Origin of the sequence: Streptomyces nitrosporeus (assembly GCF_008704555.1) — a bacterium.
GTDB classification, from domain to species: domain Bacteria; phylum Actinomycetota; class Actinomycetes; order Streptomycetales; family Streptomycetaceae; genus Streptomyces; species Streptomyces nitrosporeus.
Genome location: NZ_CP023702.1, coordinates 3912956 through 3934575, shown reverse-complemented (window position 1 = coordinate 3934575; position 21620 = coordinate 3912956). Strand labels below are relative to the sequence as shown.

Annotated in this window: 18 protein-coding genes; 8 read left to right on the top strand and 10 right to left on the bottom strand. The window is 72.5% G+C overall.

All coding sequences use genetic code 11. From position 1 onward, the window contains the following. Positions 1–53 precede the first annotated feature (53 nt). Positions 54–1148 (bottom strand): tryptophan--tRNA ligase, encoded by a 1095-nt coding sequence (gene trpS, locus CP967_RS17510; protein ID WP_229888504.1) that lies wholly within the window; start codon positions 1146–1148, stop codon positions 54–56. A 393-nt stretch (positions 1149–1541) separates the two neighbouring features. On the opposite strand from trpS, the gene CP967_RS17505 reads away from it, so the two are divergent. The 3 genes from CP967_RS17505 (at position 1542) to CP967_RS17495 (ending at position 3888) form a co-directional block, all read left to right on the top strand. After that, positions 1542–2636 (top strand): LLM class flavin-dependent oxidoreductase, encoded by a 1095-nt coding sequence (locus tag CP967_RS17505; protein WP_150488874.1) that lies wholly within the window; start codon positions 1542–1544, stop codon positions 2634–2636. A gap of 5 nt (positions 2637–2641) precedes the next feature. Further along, a complete protein-coding gene (locus CP967_RS17500; RefSeq protein WP_150488873.1) occupies positions 2642–3304 on the top strand; it encodes an FMN reductase in 663 nt (220 codons plus the stop codon). Between the two features lie 161 nt (positions 3305–3465). Beyond that, entirely contained in the window at positions 3466–3888 is a 423-nt protein-coding gene (locus CP967_RS17495) for a universal stress protein (protein ID WP_150488872.1), read from the top strand. 97 nt (positions 3889–3985) lie between these two features. Here the strand turns inward: CP967_RS17495 and CP967_RS17490 are convergent, their stop codons facing one another. Further along, the gene (locus CP967_RS17490; RefSeq protein ID WP_150488871.1) at positions 3986–4396 is read right to left on the bottom strand and encodes a hypothetical protein; all 411 of its coding nucleotides are present in this window, start codon (positions 4394–4396) and stop codon (positions 3986–3988) included. Between the two features lie 128 nt (positions 4397–4524). Between CP967_RS17490 and CP967_RS17485 the strand changes: the two genes are divergently transcribed. Both CP967_RS17485 and CP967_RS17480 read left to right on the top strand, forming a co-directional pair. Next, positions 4525–5409, top strand: coding sequence for a hypothetical protein (locus CP967_RS17485; protein ID WP_150488870.1), 885 nt, complete (start codon positions 4525–4527; stop codon positions 5407–5409). Between the two features lie 130 nt (positions 5410–5539). Next, positions 5540–5782, top strand: coding sequence for a DUF2630 family protein (locus CP967_RS17480; protein WP_150488869.1), 243 nt, complete (start codon positions 5540–5542; stop codon positions 5780–5782). A 135-nt stretch (positions 5783–5917) separates the two neighbouring features. Here the strand turns inward: CP967_RS17480 and CP967_RS17475 are convergent, their stop codons facing one another. Next, on the bottom strand, positions 5918–6352 hold the full coding sequence (locus CP967_RS17475) for an RNA-binding S4 domain-containing protein (RefSeq protein WP_150488868.1): 435 nt from the start codon (positions 6350–6352) through the stop codon (positions 5918–5920). Positions 6353–6428: 76 nt separating this feature from the next. Continuing rightward, positions 6429–8489, bottom strand: coding sequence for a PhoX family protein (locus CP967_RS17470; protein WP_150488867.1), 2061 nt, complete (start codon positions 8487–8489; stop codon positions 6429–6431). Positions 8490–8781: 292 nt separating this feature from the next. Here CP967_RS17470 and CP967_RS17465 point away from each other — a divergent pair, with 292 nt between their 5' ends. Continuing rightward, positions 8782–10377: a VWA domain-containing protein gene (locus CP967_RS17465; RefSeq protein ID WP_150488866.1), complete on the top strand. Its 1596-nt coding sequence runs from the start codon at positions 8782–8784 to the stop codon at positions 10375–10377. On the opposite strand, the gene CP967_RS17460 is transcribed toward CP967_RS17465, so the two are convergent. Both CP967_RS17460 and CP967_RS17455 read right to left on the bottom strand, forming a co-directional pair. Further along, entirely contained in the window at positions 10311–11567 is a 1257-nt protein-coding gene (locus CP967_RS17460) for a sensor histidine kinase (protein ID WP_150488865.1), read from the bottom strand. The genes CP967_RS17465 and CP967_RS17460 overlap by 67 nt on opposite strands. Further along, positions 11564–12256, bottom strand: a complete 693-nt coding sequence (locus tag CP967_RS17455) for a response regulator transcription factor (protein ID WP_167535509.1) — start codon at positions 12254–12256, stop codon at positions 11564–11566. The genes CP967_RS17460 and CP967_RS17455 overlap by 4 nt, the downstream gene beginning before the upstream one ends. A gap of 158 nt (positions 12257–12414) precedes the next feature. On the opposite strand from CP967_RS17455, the gene metG reads away from it, so the two are divergent. After that, a complete protein-coding gene (metG, locus tag CP967_RS17450) occupies positions 12415–14028 on the top strand; it encodes a methionine--tRNA ligase (RefSeq protein WP_150488863.1) in 1614 nt (537 codons plus the stop codon). A 79-nt stretch (positions 14029–14107) separates the two neighbouring features. On the opposite strand, the gene CP967_RS17445 is transcribed toward metG, so the two are convergent. Then, positions 14108–14875, bottom strand: a complete 768-nt coding sequence (locus CP967_RS17445) for a L,D-transpeptidase family protein (RefSeq protein WP_150488862.1) — start codon at positions 14873–14875, stop codon at positions 14108–14110. A 237-nt stretch (positions 14876–15112) separates the two neighbouring features. Continuing rightward, complete coding sequence (gene aspS, locus CP967_RS17440) at positions 15113–16930, bottom strand: aspartate--tRNA ligase (protein ID WP_150488861.1); 1818 nt, start codon at positions 16928–16930, stop codon at positions 15113–15115. 197 nt (positions 16931–17127) lie between these two features. Between aspS and CP967_RS17435 the strand changes: the two genes are divergently transcribed. Beyond that, entirely contained in the window at positions 17128–19272 is a 2145-nt protein-coding gene (locus tag CP967_RS17435; protein ID WP_150488860.1) for a SpoIIE family protein phosphatase, read from the top strand. A gap of 49 nt (positions 19273–19321) precedes the next feature. On the opposite strand, the gene CP967_RS17430 is transcribed toward CP967_RS17435, so the two are convergent. Together CP967_RS17430 and CP967_RS17425 are read right to left on the bottom strand one after the other, a co-directional pair. Continuing rightward, a complete protein-coding gene (locus CP967_RS17430; RefSeq protein ID WP_150488859.1) occupies positions 19322–20380 on the bottom strand; it encodes an AI-2E family transporter in 1059 nt (352 codons plus the stop codon). Between the two features lie 86 nt (positions 20381–20466). Continuing rightward, complete coding sequence (locus CP967_RS17425; RefSeq protein WP_150488858.1) at positions 20467–21423, bottom strand: pirin family protein; 957 nt, start codon at positions 21421–21423, stop codon at positions 20467–20469. Positions 21424–21620: the final 197 nt, after the last annotated feature.

Genomic DNA, 21620 nt, shown 5'->3' with positions numbered 1-21620 from the left:
GGCGAGGAGCCCGGAAGCAGGAAGCAGAGGGCGCGGGGCCCGGAGGTCCCGGTTCAGCGGATCATGCCCATCGCCCGGCGCACCTCGTCCAGGGTCGCCTCGGCGATCGCGTTCGCCCGCTCGTTCCCGTCCCGCAGGACGCCCCGGACGTACCTCATGTCCTGGGCGTACTCGGCGCGCCGGGCGCGGATCGGGGCCATCCTCGCGTTGACCGCGTCCGTCACGGTCCGCTTCAGCACGGCCGCACCGCCGCTCCCGATCTCCTCCGCCACCTCGTGCGGGTCCCGGTCCAGGCAGAGCGCGGCCAGCAGCACCAGGCTGGAGACCCCGGGGCGTGCTGCGGGGTCGTAGGTGATGTGCCGCTCGGCGTCGGTGGTCGCGCCCTTGATCAGCCGGGCGGTCTCGTCCTCGCTCGCCGCCAGGGTGATGGAGTTGCCCCGGCTCTTGCTCATCTTCCCGGCGTCGGTGCCGAGCAGCAGCGGCGCGGCGGAGAGCAGCGCGTCCGGCTCCGGGAAGACGGCCCCGTACCGCTCGTTGAAGCGCCGGGCGACGGTGCGGGTGATCTCCAGGTGCGGCAGCTGGTCCTGGCCGACGGGGACGAGGTTGCCCTTGCAGAAGAGGATGTCGGCGGCCTGGTGCACCGGGTAGGTGTACATCAGTCCGCTGACGGACGACTGCCGTGAGTGGGCGATCTCGTCCTTCACGGTGGGGTTGCGGCCCAGCTCGGCGACGGAGACCAGCGAGAGGAACGGCAGCAGCAGCTGGTTGAGGGCCGGTACGGCGCTGTGGTTGAAGACCGTGGAGCGCGCCGGGTCGATGCCGATGGCCAGGTAGTCCAGCAGCAGTCCCTCCACGTGCTCGGTGAGCCGGTCCGCGACGTCCCGGTCGGTCAGCACCTGGTAGTCGGCGATCAGCACGAAGACCTCCACGCCGAGGTCCTGGAGCCGCACCCGGTTGTGCAGGGTGCCGAAGTAGTGCCCGAGGTGGAGGGCGCCGGTGGGCCGGTCACCGGTGAGGACCCGGAAGCGCCCGGGATCCTGGGCGATCTGCCGCTCCAGCTCGGCGCTGCGGCGCAGGGCGGGGCTCGCGGAAGGAGCGGGGGCCGTCACCTCGGGGGTGGCGGGGGAGGCTGCGGGGGCGGTGGTCATCGGGGTCTCCTCGCGGGTGCTGGATGCGTGGAGGACGGCCCGCCCGGACCCGGGCAACGAAAAAAGGACCGTCCATGTCGAACGGCCCTGGTTCCGTGCAGATGAGGCGGCCGCTCCTAGGAGGAGCGCCACCAGTTACGGCACGGCACGGAGGTCATACGGAGAAGTGTACCGGTCACCGCCCGTCCGGGGGAGGGGCCGCAGCCCGTCCCGGGCCCCGCCCCCCTCCCCTCCCCGGCCTCCGTCCCCGACCCTCCCGGGCCCCGCCCCCGGCCCCTCCCGGGCCCTCTTCGCCACCCCTCCCGGGACCCGGGAATAGCTCTCCGGCCCCACCCGTTGTAGGGTGTGTTCACATAGTTCAACGTTCAACCACTTCTTACGGAGGCGGGCGTCATGCAGTTCGGGATCTTCACCGTCGGGGACGTCACCACCGACCCCACGACCGGCCGTACACCGACCGAGAACGAGCGGATCAAGGCGACCCTCGCCATCGCGCAGAAGGCCGAGGAAGTGGGCCTGGACGTCTTCGCGACCGGCGAGCACCACAACCCGCCGTTCGTCCCGTCGTCACCGACGACGACGCTCGGCTACATCGCCGCCCGCACCGAGAACCTCATCCTCTCGACCTCCACCACGCTGATCACCACCAACGACCCGGTGAAGATCGCCGAGGACTACGCCACGCTCCAGCACCTCGCCGACGGCCGCGTCGACCTGATGATGGGCCGCGGGAACACCGGCCCGGTCTACCCCTGGTTCGGCAAGGACATCCGCCAGGGCATTCCGCTGGCCATCGAGAACTACGCCCTGCTGCACAAGCTGTGGCGCGAGGACGTCGTCGACTGGGAGGGGAAGTTCCGTACGCCGCTCCAGTCCTTCACCTCGACCCCGCGCCCGCTGGACGGCGTCCCGCCGTTCGTCTGGCACGGCTCGATCCGCTCCCCGGAGATCGCGGAGCAGGCCGCCTACTACGGTGACGGCTTCTTCCACAACAACATCTTCTGGCCGATGGAGCACACGAAGAAGATGGTCGCCCTCTACCGGCGCCGTTACGCCCACTACGGCCACGGCACCGAGGAGCAGGCCATCGTGGGCCTCGGCGGCCAGGTGTTCATGCGGAAGAACTCCCAGGACGCGGTCAGGGAGTTCCGCCCCTACTTCGACAACGCCCCGGTCTACGGCCACGGGCCGTCCCTGGAGGAGTTCACCCGCGAGACCCCGCTGACCGTCGGCTCCCCGCAGGAGGTCATCGAGCGGACCCTGGGCTTCCGGGACGCCGTCGGCGACTACCAGCGCCAGCTGTTCCTGATGGACCACGCCGGGCTGCCGCTCAAGACGGTCCTGGAGCAGCTCGACATCCTCGGCGAGGAGGTCGTCCCGGTGCTCCGCAAGGAGTTCGCCGCCCTGCGCCCGGCCGTTGTGCCGGACGCCCCCGTCCACCCCGCGGTCACCGCGGCCCGTGCCGCGGCCACCACCGAGGAGGTCTGAGTACCGTGCTCACCACCGCACCGCTGAAGATCGTGGCCGTGTCGGCCGGGCTGAGCAGCCCGTCCTCCACCCGCCTGCTGGCCGACCGGCTCGCCGAGGCCACCCGGGAGCGGCTGGCCGCGGACCAGGACCGCACCGTCGAGGTCCGGGTCGTGGAGCTGCGCGACCTGGCCGTCTCCATCGCCAACCACCTGGTCACCGGCTTCCCGCCGGCCGACCTGCGGGACGCGATCGACGCGGTGACCGGGGCGGACGGCGTGATCGCCGTGTCGCCGGTCTTCACCGCCTCGTACAGCGGCCTGTTCAAGTCGTTCTTCGACCTGATCGACAACACCGCCCTGACCGGCAAGCCGGTACTGATCGCGGCGACCGGCGGCACCCCTCGGCACTCGCTGGTCCTGGAGCACGCGATGCGCCCGCTCTTCGCCTACCTGCGGGCCGTGGTCCTGCCGACCGCCGTGTACGCGGCGTCCGAGGACTGGGGAGCGCCCGGCGACGAGTACGCCGAGGGGCTGCCGTCCCGGATCCGCCGGGCGGGCGGCGAACTCGCCTCCGCCCTCACCGGGCACACCCGGTCCGGAGCGAGCCGGGAAGCCACGCTCGACGACGGGGAGGACGGCCTCGTCCCCTTCGAGCAGCAGCTCGCCGGGCTCCGGGTGGGGCCGTAGGGGGCTCCGGCCGAAGAGGGGCCCGGAGGCAAGCCACAAGGGCCGACGCGCGGGGCACGAGGGACCTTCGGGCCCCCTGCGCCCCGTTTGTCTCGTGTTAAGACGGATACACGCGTCTATGGGACGTGTGCCGGATGTGTTCCGAAGAGCTGGAGGCAGACATGGGCAGGATCGTCGTGGGCGTGGACGGCTCGGATCAGTCGATCAAGGCGCTCCGCTGGGCGGTACGCCAGGCGGAGCTGACCGGTGACACGGTCGAGGCGGTCAACAGCTGGGAGTACCCCGCGACCAGCTGGGCGTCGATGATGCCGGGACTGCCGGAGGACTTCGACCCGCAGGCCGTGGCCACCGTGGCGCTCAACGAGGCGCTGGAGGAGGCCCTCGGCGCCGACGGGGCGCAGCGGGTGGAGCGGGTCGTGGTGATCGGCAACCCCGCCCAGTCGCTGCTGGAACGGGCCAGGGGCGCCGAACTCCTGGTCGTCGGCGCCCGCGGCTACAGCGGTCTGAAGGCCACCCTGCTGGGCTCGGTCAGCCTCCACGTCACCCAGCACGCCTCCTGCCCGGTCACCGTCGTCCGCGGCTGACCGGCCCCTCCCGTACGCACGGCGGCGGCGGGCGCGGCCCCGGGATGAGACCCGGGAGCCGCGCCCGCCGCCGTCGTCGTGCCGCGGGCCGCCGTCCTCATTCCGTCCGGGTGTAGAAGAGGTAGTACGCGTACGCGGTCACCCCGGCGCCGACGCCCAGCCCGAGCACCGTCGAGGACAGCACGCTGTGGTGGTGCAGGCTGAAGAGGTAGCCGATCACGATCGCGGTCACCGCCCCGTACGCCGCCGCCCGCACCTCGACCGGCAGCCTTCCCTGCACCCGGCCCAGCGCGAAGCACAGCACGGCGAAGGCCACACCGGAGACGACGCCCAGCCAGATCAGCCCGGCGGTGGTCTCACCGCCGTCCCGCCGGATGAAGAAGGCCCAGAAGCCGACGATCACACCCAGCACCAGAGGCAGTGCCCAGCCGATCGAACGGTGGTGGGGCCGGGCCGGGGCACGGTCACGCGAGCGTGTGTGCCGGGGCATGGTTGCGTGTGTGGCCATGGCGGACAACTCCTTCCCTCGCCCCCGTCCTCCGTGTCCCTCCAGCGCACACCCGGCCGCCCGGCCCGGCAACTCGAACGGCCTACGGTCCGGCGCGCCGGACTCCCGGACGGGCTTGGCTGGGGAGGGTGCGGACCTACCTCTCCACGGCCCTGTCGGCGGTACTGCTGATCCTGCTCGCCCTGCTGGTCCCGGTGAGCGCGCTCGCCGCGTGGGTGGACCTGGAGATCGACGACACCGACCGCTACCTCGCGGCGGTCTCCCCGCTGGCCTCCGACTCCGACGTACAGGACACCATCGCCTCGCTGATCACCGACGAGGTGATGGAGAACATCGATCTCGGGCCGCTCCAGGACGCCCTCGACGACTTCCTGCGGGAGACCGCGCGGTCGTTCACCACGACCGAGGCGTTCCAGCGGGCGTGGGACAGCGCGAACCGCACCGCCCACGAGACCGTGACCGAGGCCCTGCGCGAGGACGACGGCCAAGCGGTGACCATCGACCTGGCACCGGTGATCGAACGCGTCAGACAGGACCTGACGGACCGCGGTGTGCCCTTCGCGGAGCAGATCCCGGTGCAGCACCTCACGATCACCCTGCTCTCCGCCGACCGCGCGGACGAGCTGCGGTCCACGTTCCGGTGGCTGCGCTACTGCAGCGTCTGGCCGGCCGTCGCCACCGCGGTGCTGCTGGTCGCCGTGACCGGCCTCGCCTTCGTACGGGGCGGCCGGCGGCGCGGCCTCGGCACGGTCGCCGTGGCGGGGGCCGGACTCGCGCTGGGCGCCGTCCTGCTCCGCGTCGCGGTCGCCCTCGGCCGGAGCAGGGCCCTGGACCAGGTCCCCGGAAGCGACCGGGACGCCGCCGCCGCGGTGTACGACGCGCTGACGGCGTCCCTGCGGACGACGGTGTGGGCCGTGCTCGCGGCGGGACTGGCGCTGCTCGTCTGCGGGGTCGCGGGACGGCTCCTGACGGGCCGCGGACCAACGCACCGGCCGGCCCCGCGCCCCCGCTGAGCCCCGCCCTGCGCCGACGTGCGCGGGCGCACGGGCAGGGCGACAGTGGACATCGTGAGCCGGGGGCGTCGACCAGTCCCGACGGGCCGCCCCGAAAGGGCCGCCACCACCCGGACGTGGGAGGAACACCATGGGCGAACAGGACATTTTCCAGCACATCGACGGGCTGGTCACCCAGGAACGCGAGCTGCGCGCCCGCTCCACCCTGGACGGCCTCTCCGACACCGAACGCGCACGGCTGCGCGAGGTGGAGATACGGCTCGACCAGTGCTGGGACCTGCTGCGGCAGCGCCGTGCCCTCAGCGAGTACGGCGAAGACCCCGCGAAGGCGGCACTCCGCCCGGCCGACGAGGTCGAGGGCTACCGGAACTGACCCCGGGAGAACGGGAGTTCGGGAGATGCGGGAGACCCGGGAGCCCGGGAGACGCAGGCGCCCGGAAGACGCGGGAGCCCGGGACACCCGGGCGCCTGGGAGACACGGGAGCCCGGGAGACCCGGCGCCGGGGTGCTACGAGGCGTCGCCCCCGGGCCGCCGGGGGTCGCGGGTGGAGCGCCGGATGCCCCGGAGGCGCTCCATCTCACGGCGGTCCCGCTTGGTCGGCCGGCCCGCCCCCCGGTCACGTACCGGCACCTGGAACGCCTCCTCGCGGGGCGGCGGGGGCGGGCTGTTGTCGACGTAGCACTCCACGGCGACCGGTGGCCCGATCCGCTTCCTGACGATCTTCTTCACGACCACGATCCGGTCCCGGCCGCTCTGCCGCAGCCGGACCTCGTCCCCGGCCCGCAGGGGCCGCGAGGGCCTGGCCCGCTCACCGTTGACCCGGACGTGCCCCGCCCTGCAGGCGGCGGCCGCCTGGGAGCGTGTCTTCGTCAGCCGGACCGACCAGATCCACGCGTCGACCCGGACGCTGCCCTCCGCCTGCGGCGCCTCACCGGAAACCATGGGACGACTGTAGTGCCGGTGCCGGCCCGGGTCCCCCGGTTTACGGTGCGGCGCCTCGGCGGCCGGGGCCTGCGGATCAGACGCCGATGTCCTTCCCGTCCTTGCGCCAGACGGCCACGACCGACGGCCGCACGATGCGTCCCGGCCCGTCCGGCCAGCTGCTCGCGGGCTTCTCGACGGACGCGCCGTCCACCTCGCCCGGGTGCTGCACGGCGACCAGGACCCGGCGGTCCTGGATGACCGGCCCACAGGTCTCCGCCCCGGTCGGCACCGTCAGGAACTGCTTCAGCTCACCACGCCGCTCACCCGCCGTCGCCACCCCGAACAGCCCGTCGTGCGAGCCGAGCTGGTTGCCGTCGGTGGAGATCCACAGGTTGCCGTGGTCGTCGAAGGCCACGTTGTCCGGGCAGGAGATCGGGCTGACCTTCTCCTTCGGAAAGCCGGAGAAGTACGTCGACGGGTCCTCCGGGTCGCCCGCCACCAGGAACAGCCGCCAGGCGAAGCCGTCAGCCGCCGGGTCGTCCCAGTTCTCCGCGAGCTCCAGGATCTGGCCGTGCTTGTTGGCGTTGCGCGGGTTGGCCTCGTCGGCACCCGCCTTGCCCGCCTTGCCGCGGTCGGTGTTGTTGGTCAGGGCCACGTAGACCCGGCCGGTACGCGGCGAGGGCTCGACGTCCTCGGGGCGGTCCATCTTGGTGGCGCCGACCTTGTCACCGGCCAGCCGCGTGAAGACGTACACCTCTTCGGCGGTCATCCCGGGGACGTGCGAGACGTCCCCGGTGGCGAGCGGGATCCACACCCCGCTGCCGTCGAACTCGCCGTCCGCCGGCAGCCTGCCCGTGCCGTCGAACCCGTCCGCGGGGGAGTCGCCGGTCAGCTTGGCGACGTACAGCGTCCCCTCGTCCAGCAGCGTCAGGTTGTGCTCACGGGCGGCCCGCGAATCACCCTTCTTCATCCGCTTGCCGGAAACGAACTTGTAGAAGTAGTCGAAGCGTTCGTCGTCGCCCATGTAGACGACCGGACGGCCGTCGGCGGTCAGCCGGGGCTGGGCCGCCTCGTGCTTGAAACGGCCCAGCGCGGTCCGCTTGCGGGGAGTGGAGTCCGGGTCGTACGGGTCGAGTTCGACGACCCAGCCGAAGCGGTGCGCCTCGTTGGGCTCCTGCGCCAGGTCGAAGCGCTTGTCGAACCGCTCCCACTTGCGCTCGGTGGCGGACGAGCCGATGCCGTAGCGCTTGTCGGTGGCGGACGAGCCGTTGGCGAAGTACTGGTTGAAGTTCTCCTCGCCGTGCAGCGTCGTCCCCCAGGGGGTGGTGCCGCCCGCACAGTTGTTCAGGGTGCCGAGGACCCTGCGGCCGGTGCGGTCGGCGGAGGTGCGGAGCAGCGGGCTGCCCGCGGCCGGCCCGGTCATCTCGAAGACGCTGGTGGCGGTGAGCCGGCGGTTCAACGGGTGGCGGCCGACCGGGCCCAGCCGGCCGGTGCGGTTCTCCTCCTGGACGACGACTACGGAGAGTCCGTGCGCGGCCCAGGCGATCTCGACCTGTTCGCGGGTCGGGGCGGCCGGATCGTAACCACGGAACATCAGGATCTCGTCCGTGTACTCGTGGTTGGCGACCAGCAGCTGCCGGCCGCGCTCGCCCCGGAGCGGGAGCAGCGAGAGGAAGTCGTTGTTGTAGCCGAACTGGCCGGCCTGCGCCTTCGCGGTCTGCCGGTCCGGGTCGAAGGCGGGAGCGCCCCGCAGGATCGGTTCGCCCCAGCGGATCACCACGTTCTGGCCGTAGCCGTCGGGGACGGTGACCTTGTCCGCCGTGTTGGGGGCCACCGACGGGAAGCGCAGACCGCGGGCGCCGGAAGCGGCCGGCTTCGGCTTCTTCCCGGGGTGGTCGGCGAGCGGCGCCGCCTCGGCCCTCGGGGAGCCCGGGCCGGTGAGCGCGGCGGTACCGGCGGCGGCCGCGACGGTCACCACCGCGGCCGTGCGCATCATCGAGCGGCGCGAAAGGGCACCGGCGATGACGTCACCGGCGTACTCGTTGTCGCTGGTGTTCGGCACCTCGTGGAAGCAGGCGTCACCGCAGCGGTAGCGGCAGGTCAGCGCAGAGCGCCCACCGGGGTGCGAACTGATGAGCGGCAGCATTTTCCGCACGTTTTCCGTCCCTCCGTCTGTGTGTCGAGCGCGACGGTAGGGGCGCGTCCACGCCGTGCGTGGGACTGCCGGTGAACGGCGGGTGAAGTCCGGAACACCGCTGGGGTCCAGGGGCATACGATCGTCAACTCCACGCCGGAGAAGACCCGGTCGGGGGCTGGTCGGCGCGGGGGCGGGCCGCGCCGCCGAACGGCCGGATCCGGCCGCTAACCTTACGTATCCGCCCTGGCCAGGGATGAATTCCCGCAGTACGGACATTTATCGCACCCAACTCATGCGAAAGGCCTCGCCCATGGGCATTCGGAGCTTGCTGCGCAAGGTGTTCGGCCGCACGGAGCAGGACGAGCCGACCCCGGCCGCCGTCCCCCCGCAGGCCGAGCGCACCCCGCCCACGGAAACCGAGACGGAGGCCACCACTCCGGCGGACGAGCCCGCCAAGGCATCGGTACCCGCACCGGCGTCACCGCCGGACGCGTCCCCGGACCGGATCACCGGCGGCCGGACCTCGGACGGCGCCGATGACGACGGCACCGGCGGGCACACGGACGGAGGGGCCTCGGACCTGGTGTCCGCGGCGTTCGACAAGCCGTCCGCGCCGACGCCCTCGCCCGCACCGCCCGCCGCCGGGCCGACGGTCCCCGCCCAGGGGACGGCCCCCGACGAACCGCGGACCGCGTCCCCGGCACCGGCCCCCGCCGCTGATGCCGACGCGCCCCTCACCATCGAGACCGACTCGGACACCGGAGCACGGGACGAGCCGGAGGCCGCACCGGCCGCGACGGCCCCGGAGACGGTGGCCGACGAGTCACCCGCACCGGAGGCCGAGCCGGCCCCCGCCCCCGCCCCCGAGGCGGAAACCGCACCGGAGCCCGACGCCGCACCGCAGACCGAGTCCGCACCGCAGGCCGACGCCGCACCGGAGCCCGAGGCCGCACCGCAGGCCGAGGCATCGGCCGGGACGAAGGAACCCGCCCCGGACCCCGCCGCCGAGCCGATCACGATCGACCTCGGCCCGGACCCCGCCGAGACCACGGCACCGGCAGAGGCGACAGCACCGGCCAAGACGGCAGCACCGGCGGACGAGGCCACCGAGGTCACCGATCCCGAGGCCACAGGCACCGAAGCCGCCGCCCCCGAAGCCGCCGAGGCCCCCGAGGCCCCCGCCACCGAGCCTCCCGCCGCCGCTCAGGCCGCCGCCGGCCCCGCCGTGCCCCTCGCCCGGGTCAAGTCCTCCGCGCCCCGGCTCGCCGCCCCGTACAAGGCGGCCCAGGCCAAGCTGAAGGCGCACGGCCTCACCGGGCTGCGGGCCACCGTCTACCTGGTGCTCGACCGGTCCGGTTCCATGCGGCCGTTCTACAAGGACGGCAGCGCCCAGCACCTGGGCGACCGCACCCTGGCCCTCGCCGCCCACCTGGACGAGGACGCCACCGTGCCGGTGGTCTTCTTCTCGACCGACATCGACGGCACCGGCACCATCGACCTCACCGCGCACGAGGGCCGGATCGACGAACTGCACGCGGGCCTCGGCCGGCTCGGGCGGACCCACTACCACCGGGCCGTCGAGGAGATCGTCGACCACTACGAGAAGTCCGGCTCCTCGGGCCCGGCGCTCGTGGTCTTCCAGACGGACGGCGCCCCGGACGCCAAGCTGCCGGCCAGGCAGGCGCTGGCGGACGCGGCCCGGCTGCCGCTGTTCTTCCAGTTCGTCGCGTTCGGCGAGAAGGACTCGAAGGCCTTCGACTTCCTGCGCAAGCTGGACGGCGACAACACCGGTTTCTTCCACGCCGGGCCCGCCCCGCTCGACGTACCCGACGCGACGTTCTACCGCGAGGTGCTCGCCGGGCTCCCCGCCTGGGCGGCCGGCCGCGGCCTCCTCGCCGGGGACTGATCCACCGGCAGCCGTACGGTCACGGCGAGCCCGCCCCCTGACGGGCCGGGTTCCGCCGTGGCCGTACCGCCGTGGGCCATCGCGATGGACCGGACGATCGACAGCCCGAGGCCCGAGCCCCGGCCCATCCGGTCCCGGCCCTCACCGCGCCGGAATGCCTGGAAGAACCCGTCGATCTCGCCTTCGGACACCTCGGGCCCGGTGTTGCTGACCACCAGGGCCCCGTCCGCCGACAGCGACACGTCGACCGACCCGCCCGGCACGTTGTAGCGGACGGCGTTCGACAGCAGGTTGGCCACCAGCTGCGCGAGCAGCTGCCGGTTCCCCCGGACGGCACAGGGCTCCACCGTCACCGTGGTCCGCACCCGGGGCGCCCCCGCCGCCGGCGCCGGCCGTCCGGCCTCCTCGGTGACCACCTTCGCCAGATCGACGTCCTCCCGCTCCCCGCTCTCCAGGCCCCGCTCGCTGCGGGCCAGCACCAGCAGCCCCTCGATGAGCCGTTCGCTGCGCCGGTTGTTGTCCAGCAGGGTCTGCCGGGTGCGTACGAGGTCCTCCGGTGACGGGTCGTCCAGGCCGATCTGGATCGCGGCCCGCTGGGTGGCCAGCGGGGTCCGCAGCTCGTGCGAGGCGTTGGCGATGAACCGGCGCTGGCTGTCGAAGGCCCTCTCCAGCCTGGCCAGCAACGCGTCCAGGGTCTCCCCCAGCTCCTTCAGCTCGTCGTCGGGGCCGCTGGACGCGATCCGCTCGTGCAGGGTGTGCTCGGAGAGCCTGCGGGCCTTGGCCGTCATGGCGTGCACCGGCCGCAGCACCCGCCCCGCCGTCCACCAGCCGACGCCGACCGCGCACCCCGTCATCACCAGCAGCGCCGCCGCCGACCAGTACAGGAGCTCCCGGCTCGCCGCGTCGCTGACGTCGTCGGTGACGTCGTACACCGTGGGCGGGCCGAGACGGCCCCGGGTGTGCAGCGGGCCGTTCACCGCGAAGCCCGGCTGGGAGACCGCGGCCGAGGTGGCGATGGCGCGGGCCTGCGAGTCCGTCCCGGCGCGCGAGGCCAGGTTGACCGTGGTGAGCAGCGCCGTCCCCAGGACCAGGAACACCCCGCCGTAGACCAGGGCGATCCGCGTCCGGATCGTCGTGTGCCGGGCTTGCGGGACGTCCCGGATCCGCAGCAGCCCCGCCAGCCGGTTCACAGGGCGTACCCCACGCCCTGGACGGTGCGGATGAGCGCCGGTTCGCCCAGCTCGGCGCGGAGCTTGCCCATACAGACGTCCACGGCGCCCGGGTGGGGCGACTCCCTGCCCGGACGGAGCGGGGAGCCCGGGGAGGAGCCGGCGTTGGCGTCCCAGGCGCGTTCCAGCAGCTCCTCGGCGCCGACCGCGGCCCCGTCGGCCTCCAGCAGCAGCTGGAGCACCGTGAACTCCTTCGGGGACAGGTCCAGCTCCCTGCCGTCACGGGTCGCGGTCCGGCGCACACTGTCCAGCCGGATGCCGTGCCGCTCCAGCTGCGGAGGGACGGGGCGGGCGCCGCGGCGGCGCAGGGCCCGCACCCGGGAGACCAGCTCGGGGAACTCGAAGGGCTTGCTCACGTAGTCGTCGGCGCCCAGGTCCAGCCCCTCCACCCGGTCCTCCGTCGTCCCGGAGGCGGTGAGCATCAGGATCTTCGTCCGGGAGCCCCCGGCGACCAGCCGGCGGGCCACGTCGTCCCCGTGCACCCGGGGCAGGTCACGGTCCAGGACGACGACGTCATAGTCGTGCAGTCCGAGGTAGGCGAGCGCCGCGTCCCCGCTGTAGACGGTGTCGACGGCGAACCCGGCCCTCCGCAGCCCGGTGGCGACCAGCTCCGCCAGGGTCTCCTCGTCCTCGGCGACCAGTACCCGCATCGTGTTGTCTCCTGCCTCGCGCACGTGTGCCGACCCCTCCCAGGATGCGTCCTGGGCACGGAAAGCATGTTCCGCAGCGCTCTCCGTGCCCCGGCGCACGCTCCGGCCGCTTTTAATCGATGCGGGCGGACCCTCCACGGGCCGTTAGGATTTCGACCATGGCGGCCACTGGATCAGAGAAGCAAGGGGGCGACGGCGTGAAGAGTTTCTACGTATCGACCCCCATCTACTACGTCAACGACGCTCCTCACCTGGGCCACGCCTATACGACCGTCGCAGGCGACGTGCTCACCCGCTGGCACCGCCAGCGCGGCGAGAAGGTGTGGTACCTCACCGGCACGGACGAGCACGGTCAGAAGATCATGCGCACGGCCGAGGCGAACGACGTCACGCCCCAGGCCTGGTGCGACAAGCTCGTCGAGGAGGCGTGGAAGCCCCTCTGGGAGCACCTGGACATCAGACACGACGACTTCATCCGCACCACGGAGAAGCGGCACACCGACCGTGTGCAGGAGTTCGTGCAGGACCTGTACGACAAGGACCAGATCTACAAGGGCGGGTACGAAGGCCCGTACTGCGTGGGCTGCGAGGAGTACAAGCTCCCCGGGGACCTCCTGGAGGCCGAGGACGGCACCAAGCTGTGCCCGATCCACAAGAAGCCGGTGGAGATCCTCAAGGAGGAGAACTACTTCTTCAAGCTCAGCGAGTACGGCCCGAAGCTGCTGGAGTTCTACGAGGCCAACCCCGGCTTCATCCAGCCCGAGTCGGCCCGCAACGAGATCGTGAACTTCGTCAGGCAGGGGCTGCAGGACCTGTCGATCTCGCGCTCGACCTTCGACTGGGGCGTCCCGGTGCCGTGGGACGAGAAGCACGTCATCTACGTGTGGATCGACGCGCTGCTGAACTACGCCACGGCGGTCGGCTACGGCGCCAACCAGGAGAAGTTCGACGCCACCTTCCCGGCCGACGTGCACCTGATCGGCAAGGACATCCTCCGGTTCCACTCGGTGATCTGGCCCGCCATGCTGATGGCTCAGGGCCTCCCGCTGCCCGGCAAGGTCGTCGCCAACGGCTGGCTGATGGTCGGCGGCGAGAAGATGTCCAAGTCGAACCTGACGGGCATCAAGCCGCAGGACCTGACCTCGCACTTCGGGGTGGACGCCTACCGCTGGTACTTCCTGCGCGCCATCGCGTACGGCAGCGACGGCTCGTTCTCCTGGGAGGACTTCAGCGCCCGCTACACCTCCGAGCTCGCCAACGACTACGGCAACCTGGCCTCCCGGGTCGCGGCCATGGTCGGCAAGTACTTCGGCGGGGTGCTCCCCGAGGCCACGGCCTCCGGCGAGGCGGAGCGGGCGGTCCAGGAGGGTCTCGCCGAAGCCGTGGCCACGGCCGACGCCAGGATCGGTGACGACCTGGACTTCCAGGCCGGCATCCTGGCCGTCTTCGACTTCGTGAAGCGGGTCAACGGCTACATCACCGAGCAGGAGCCCTGGAAGGTGGCCAAGGACGAGTCGCCCGAGGGCCGGGCCCGGCTCGCGACGATCCTCTACACCGCCGCCGAGTCACTGCGCGGGACCGCGGTCCTGCTGAACGCCGTGATGCCGCGGACCTCGCAGCAGCTGTGGGAGTCCCTCGGCGCGGAGGCCTCCCTGGGCGCCCTGGCCGACCAGCGGGTGCAGGACGCGGGCCGGTGGGGCCTGCTGCCTGCCGGGTCGACGGTGACGAAGGGCGCGGTGCTCTTCCCGCGCCTGGAGGAGAAGCCCGCCTGAGCGGCGTACACGTGTGAGGGCCCGGGACCGGTGACGGTCCCGGGCCCTCGTCCGTTCCGGGCGGCCCTCCCGCGCGGCCTCAGCGGTTCAGGGCCACGGAGTCGCCCATCACGATCACCGGGGACTTCTCCGGGTCCAGGGTGCGCAGCAGTTCCTCCATGCGCTCCTCGGGGACCGAGACACAGCCCTGGGTGGGGCCGCCGTGGTCCACGTGGATCCAGATGCCGCCGCCCCGCCCGTCACCGAGCGGCCGTTCCCGGTCCAGCGGGCTCCGGCCCGGGACCCGGTTGTAGTTGATGGCGACGACGTAGTCGAAGGACCCCTCCAGCGGCTCCCCGAAGAACCCCTCCCCGCTCGTCGCGAAGTCCGGCTGTTCGTCGTACGGGAGCAGAGAGCCCGGGTCCTCCAGGCGGCCGCCCGCGTCGGTCAGGCCGAACACCCCGACGGGTGACCTGAGATCGCCGGCGACATGGTGGCCGGTCCAGCCCTTCCTGCCGTTGTGGGCCCTCCAGGGCCCGGCCGCGAAGGTCCAGCCCACCGCGGGGTCCTCCCGGGTGTAGAAGGCGACCGTCGACCGGTCGGAATCGGGCCCCTCCCCGGTCACCACGACGGCCTGGCGGGCTTCGGCCGGGATCAGCGCCCGGGTCCGGGGGCCCAGCGCCGGGATCTCCTTCGGGGGGGCGGGTGCCGGAGAGACGGACGGCGACACGGCCGGGGACACCACCGCCGGGCGCGGGGGCCCGTCCGCACCACGCGGCACGGACGTCCCCCCGGCAGCGGCGGAGCAGCCGGCGGCCAGCAGGAACAGGGCGGCGGACAGGACGTACGGGCGACGGGGGACGGACACGGTGCGCGCTCCTCGTGAACAGGCGGTCGCTCTCTCGGTGCCAGTCTTTGCCGGGTCCGGCGGCCCCGAACCGGAACCGGGGCCATCCGGCCGCACCCGTTCCGTGTACCCGCGCGGGGCCGCCCGCCCTCGTGGACGGGGACGGCCCCCGCCCGCCGGCCGGGGCGTGGACGCAAAACAGCCCCCGGCCGACGGCCGGGGGCTGTTCCGCGTGGGACCGGGCAGGAGCGCCGGCGCCTACTTCGCGCCGGTGTCCCTCGCCACCGAGTCCTTGGCCCCGGCCTTCTCCTTGGCCGGTGCCGCGGGCTTGCGGAGCTGGATGTTCAGCTCGCGCAGGCGGGCCTCCTCCAGGACCGTCGGGGCGCCCATCATGAGGTCCTGGGCGTTGCCGTTGAGCGGGAAGGCGATCGTCTCGCGGATGTTCGGCTCGTCGGCGAGCAGCATCACGATGCGGTCGACGCCCGGGGCGATGCCGCCGTGCGGCGGGGCACCGAGGCGGAAGGCGCGGAGCATGCCCGCGAACTCCTGCTCGACGGTCTCCCGGTCGTAGCCGGCGATCTCGAACGCCTTGATCATCAGCTCGGGCTCGTGGTTGCGGATGGCGCCCGAGGACAGCTCGATGCCGTTGCAGACGATGTCGTACTGCCAGGCCAGGATGTCCAGCGGGTCCTTGGTCTCCAGGTCCTCCAGACCGCCCTGCGGCATCGAGAAGGGGTTGTGCGAGAAGTCGATCTTGCCGGTCTCCTCGTCCTTCTCGTACATCGGGAAGTCGACGACCCAGCAGAACCGGAAGACGCCCTCCTCGAAGTGGCCGGACCGCTTGGCGGCCTCGACGCGGACGGCGGACATGATCTTGGAGACCTCGTCGAACTCGCCCGCGCCGAAGAAGACGGCGTGGCCCGGGACGAGGGAGAGGCGCTCGGTGAGCGTCTTGACGTCCGTCTCGGTGAGGAACTTGGCGATCGGGCCGGCCAGCGTGCCGTCCTCACCGACGCGCACCCAGGCCAGGCCCTTGGCGCCGTGCTCGACCGCGTACTCGCCGAGGCCGTCGAAGAACTTCCGGGACTGGCCCGCGGTGTCCGGCACCGGCAGCGCGCGGACGTGCTTGCCGGCGAACGCCTTGAAGCCGGAGTCGGCGAAGACGTCCGAGATGTCGACGAGCTCCAGCTGGGCGCGGAGGTCCGGCTTGTCGTTGCCGTACTTCAGCATCGACTCGCGGAACGGGATCCGCGGGAACGGCGAGGTGACCGGGCGGCCGTTGCCGAACTCCTCGAAGAGCTCGGTCATCAGCTTCTCGATCGGCCGGAAGACGTCCTCCTGCTCGACGAACGACATCTCGACGTCGAGCTGGTAGAACTCGCCCGGCGAACGGTCGGCGCGGGCGTCCTCGTCGCGGAAGCAGGGCGCGATCTGGAAGTACCGGTCGAAGCCGGAGATCATCAGCAGCTGCTTGAACTGCTGCGGTGCCTGCGGCAGGGCGTAGAACTTGCCCGGGTTCAGCCGGGAGGGGACCACGAAGTCACGGGCGCCCTCGGGGGAGGTCGCGGTGAGGATCGGCGTCGCCATCTCGTTGAAGCCGAGGGCGACCATCTTGGAGCGGATGGCCGCGATCACGGCGGAGCGCAGCATGATGTTGCGGTGCATGCGCTCACGGCGCAGGTCGAGGAAGCGGTACTCCAGGCGCCGCTCCTCGTTGACGCCGTCCTCGGCGTTGATCGTGAAGGGCAGCGGGCCGGCCTCGCCCAGCACCTCGACCTCGGTGACCTCGATCTCGATCTCGCCGGTGGGGAGCTCCGGGTTGACGTTCTCGGCACCGCGCGCGGAGACCTTGCCGTCGATCCGTACGACGGTCTCCTTGGTCAGCTTCGCCAGGGCCTCGTTGCCGGGGGTGCCGGGACGGGCGACGAGCTGCACCAGGCCGTAGTGGTCGCGCAGATCGATGAAGAGGATGCCGCCCAGGTCTCGGCGATTGTGCAGCCAGCCGCTCAGCCGGACGTCGGTGCCGACGTCAGAGGCGCGGAGCTCGCCGCAGGTGTGGGACCTGTACCGATGCATCGTCGTTCATCCAGTCTTCGCGGTCGGGGTGGATTGACACCCCAGGCTACCGCCCGTAGGCGTACCACTTCATTGTCATGAGCCGCACGGTTCCCCCGGGCCCCGCGCACGGGGCCGCCGGGGCCCGCCGCGCGGGCGCCCGCGTCCGGGCCCCCTCTCGGTGGCGTCCATGGATCAGAACTCCATAAAGTGGGGCAATGCGCACCGAGGAGATCCTGGCCGCGATCGGGACCGGGTTCTGGAGCTGGGACAGCGCGGCGGAGGAGGTCACATTCGACGCGGAGGCGGCCCGGCTGCTGGGCCTGCCCGGTGACGCACGTACCTGGCCGAGCTCCGAGGTGCGCCGCCTCTTCCATCCGGCGGACCTCAGCGAGATCAGCGCGATCGTGAACTTCGCGATCGCCGAGAACACCGTCGCCGAGGCGCGGCTGCGCGTGGTGGACGAGCACGGCCGGGTGCTGCGCACCGTCCGCAGCAGGTCGAAGCCGGTCACCCTGGACGGTCCGGGCCCGCACCGGTACGTCCTGGCCGGCACCCTCCAGGAGGTCGCCGAACCGGCCGCGTCCGAGGCGGCCGGCACCCCCGTCACCGGTGACTGGCGGCGCTCCCGCGAGGCCTTCCTGCTGGACGCGGGGCGCGCGCTGGCGGAGGCGGTGTCGACCGAGGAGGTGCTGCGGGTCGCCGCGTCGCTCTCGATGCCCGGCTTCTCACCGGACGGCCTCGCCGTCTTCGGCGTCTCGGGCGGCCGGCTCACCGTCATCGGGCACCACGGGCACCACTCCGGTGACGAGCGGCCGTTCACCGAGATGTCCCTGGACACGGACTACCCGGCCGCCGAGGTCGTGCGCACCGGGCAGGCCATCTACCTCTCCTCCCCCGAGGAGTACCGCCGGCGGTACCCCGCCACCTGGCCGCTGGCCAGGGACTTCGGGCGGCGCTGCTGGGCCTTCCTCCCGCTCATCTCCTCCGGCCACACCATGGGGGCCTGGATGGCCGGCTTCCGGCACAGTGTGGCCTTCTCGCCCGACGAGCGCTCCGTGCTGTCCACGGTGGCCCGGATGCTGGCGCAGGCCCTGACCCGCGCGGGCACCGCCGAAACCGAGCGCGCGCTGTCCGTGGGCCTCCAGCGGACGATGATGCCGTCCCTGGGCTCCGGCGTGCCGGGCCTGACGGTGGCGGCGCGCTATGTGCCGACCGGCGGCGGCCTCCAGATCGGCGGCGACTGGTACGACGTGATCCCGCTGCCCAACGGCCGTATCGCCCTGGTCATCGGCGACGTCCAGGGCCACGACGTGCGGGCGGCGGGGCTGATGGGGCAGCTCCGTATCGCCCTGCGCGCCTACGCCTCCGAGGGCCACCGCCCCGACGCGGTGCTCTCCCGCGCCTCCCGCTTCCTGTCCGGCCTCACCGACGCGTACACCCCCTCGGGGGACGAGGCCGGTGACGAGGACCGGATCGCCGCGGCGCGCTTCGCCACCTGCCTCTACGCCGAGGCCGACCCGGAGAGCGGCACCCTGGACATCGCCCGGGCCGGCCACCCCGACCCGGTGGTGATCAGCGCCGACGGCACGGCGATGATCCGGCAGACCGCGGGAGGGCTGCCCCTGGGCATCGAGACGGACGCGGACTACCCGACGACCCGTGTCGTCCTGGCACCCGACGAGACGATCATGCTCTGCACCGACGGCCTCATCGAGACCGGCGGACACGACATGGCCACCGGCTGGGCCAGGCTCCAGCCGGTCCTGGAGGAGCCCGTGGACGACCTGGAGCAGCTCGCCGACGCGCTCGTCCAGGCGGTGCACGGGCCCGGCGCCCAGTACACGACCGGCCCGCTGGCCAACCGCAGTGACGACGACATCGCCGTACTGGTCCTGCGCCGTGAGGGCACCGGCTCCCGCAGGATCCCGCGGCGCCGCTCGGCCATGACCATCGCCCAGGCCGAGCCCGAACGGATCGCGGCCGCCCGGCAGCAGTTGCGCGGGCTGCTGCACGACTGGGCCGACGGCGAGCAGGTGGACTCCGCGGAGCTGATGATCTCCGAGATGGCCACGAACGTCCTGGTCCACACGGACGGCGACGCCCTGGTCCTCGCGGAGGTGAGCGGTGCCCGGGGCGAGCGCCGGCTGCGCGTGGAGGTGGCCGACTCCAGCGACGAGCTGCCGCACAAGCGCCGGCCGGGCGAGATGGCGTCCAGCGGCCGGGGCCTGGTGCTGATGGAGATGCTCGCCGACTCGTGGGGGGTGGACCCGCGCGGGGAGGGCAAGTGCATCTGGTTCGAGCTCCACGAGTCCCCCGGCCCCTCCGAGCCCGGCCGGGCGGCCTCCCTCACCGGCTCATGAGTGCGCAGCCGTAGAACCGGCTCACGGGGGGCGAACCGGCGCCACCGGCTCACGAGGGCGGGCCGGCCCCGCCCCGCCCCTTGCGCAGCTCCCCGATCACACCGAACACCGCGGCGCAGAACGGCACCGCGAGCAGCATCCCCAGCAGCCCCGCGACGCTCGCCCCCGCCGTCAGGGCGACCAGGATCGAGGCGGGATGCATCTGGACCGTGCGGCTCTGGATGACGGGCTGCAGCACATGGCCCTCCAGCAGCTGGACGGCGAGCACCACGCCCAGCGCCCACAGCGCGATCACGAACCCCCGGTCGGCCAGTGCCACGAGCACGGAGACGGCACCGGAGACGAAGGCCCCCAGATACGGGATGTACGCGCCGACGAAGACCAGTGCGCCCAGGCCCACCGCGCCGGGCACATCGAGGATCAGCAGGCCGACGGTGATGCAGAGCGCGTCGATCAGGGCGATCAGCGTGGTGCCGCGCATGAAGCCCTCGACGGCCTCGAAGGCCCTGCGGCCCATGGCCTCCACGAGGTCGCCGGTACCGCGCGGGGCGACGGCGCGGGCCAGATGGCCGGCGCGGTCGGAGTCCCGGAGGAAGAAGAAGGTCAGCAGCAGGGCGAGGACGGCGGTGGCCACCAGGGTGGTGACGACACCGATGCCGGTGAGCAGTCCGCCCGCGGCGCTCGCGCCGAAGCGCTCCACCAGCCCCCTGGCGTTGTCGGCGAGGTCGTCCACATCGGCGACACCGTGGATCTCGAAGTGGTCCACGACCCACTGCGCGGCGTCCTTCAGCGAGGCGACGATGTGGTCACCGGTCTCCACCAGCGCGGTGACGACGATGTACCCGGCGCCGCCCACCACCGCGACCAGGGCGGCACAGGTGAGCCCGGCGGCCAGCGACCGGTGCACCCCCCACGCCGTCAGCCTGCGGTGGACCGGGCCGAGCAGCGCGGTGCCGAGGAGGGCGAGCAGGACGGGGGTGACCGCCGTCTTGAGGGCGACGCACAGCCATACGGCCACCGCCGCGACGCCGGTCACCAGGAGAAGCACGCCGCACCAGGCGGCCGTCCGGCGCGCGCTGTCGGGCAGGAGGGGCTTCCGGGGAGGCATCCTCCCACCCGATCACGGCGCGGGGCGGGTGTCCCGCCCGTGCGGGCGCACGGGTGAGCCCCTGCCACCCGTACGCCCGCGGCCGGTCACATCCCGTGGACCGAGGGGATCGAGCCGAGCCGTCCGGCCTTGAAGTCCTCGAACGCCTGCTGGAGTTCGGCCTGGGTGTTCATGACGAACGGCCCGTAGTGCGCCATCGGCTCGCGGATGGGGCGCCCGCCCAGCAGCACGACCTCCAGGTCCGGGGTGTTGCCGTCCTGCGTCTCGTCCGCCCGGACGGTGAGCGAGGAACCGGTGCCGAAGACCGCCGTCTGCCCGGTGCGGACGGGGCGGCGCTCCCGGCCGACGGACCCGCGCCCGGCGAGGACGTACGCCAGGCCGTTGAAGTCCTCGCGCCACGGCAGGGTCGCCTCGGCGCCCGGCCGGATCGTCGCGTGGACCATGGTGATCGGGGTGTGGGTGATGCCCGGCCCCTCGTGTCCGTCGAGCTCACCGGCGATGACCCGCAGCAGCGCGCCGCCGTCCGGGGTGGCGAGCAGCTGGACCTGGCCGCCGCGGATGTCCTGGTAGCGCGGGGCCATCATCTTGTCGGCCTTCGGCAGGTTCACCCAGAGCTGGAGGCCGTGGAACAGCCCTCCGGACATCACCAGCGACTCGGGCGGCGTCTCGATGTGCAGGAGCCCGCTGCCCGCGGTCATCCACTGCGTGTCGCCGTTCTCGATGGCGCCGCCGCCGCCGTGGCTGTCCTGGTGGATGAAGCTCCCGTCGATGATGTACGTGACGGTCTCGAAGCCGCGGTGCGGGTGCCAGGGGGTCCCCTTCGGCTCGCCGGCCTCGTACTCCACCTCACCCATCTGGTCCATCATGATGAACGGGTCCAGGTGCCGGTAGTTGATCCCCGCGAAGGCGCGCCGGACCGGGAAGCCCTCACCCTCGAACCCGGAGGGCGCGGTGGTGACGGTCAGCACGGGACGGGCCACGGCGTCCGCCGCGGCGGCCACCTTGGGCAGGGTGAGCGGGTTCTCGACGGTCACTGCGGGCATGGGTGCCACCTCCGGAAGTCTTGCCACCAATTTAGTTGAACGGTGAACATCTAGCAAGGCGGCATCCATTCCCGGCCCGCTCCCGCACGCCCGGGACCGCCCGGACACCACCTCCGGGGACCGCCCCCGGGCACCACCCGGGCTCCACTCCGAACCGTCCGGACAGCACGAAGGCCCGCCCCGGGGACTCCCGGTGC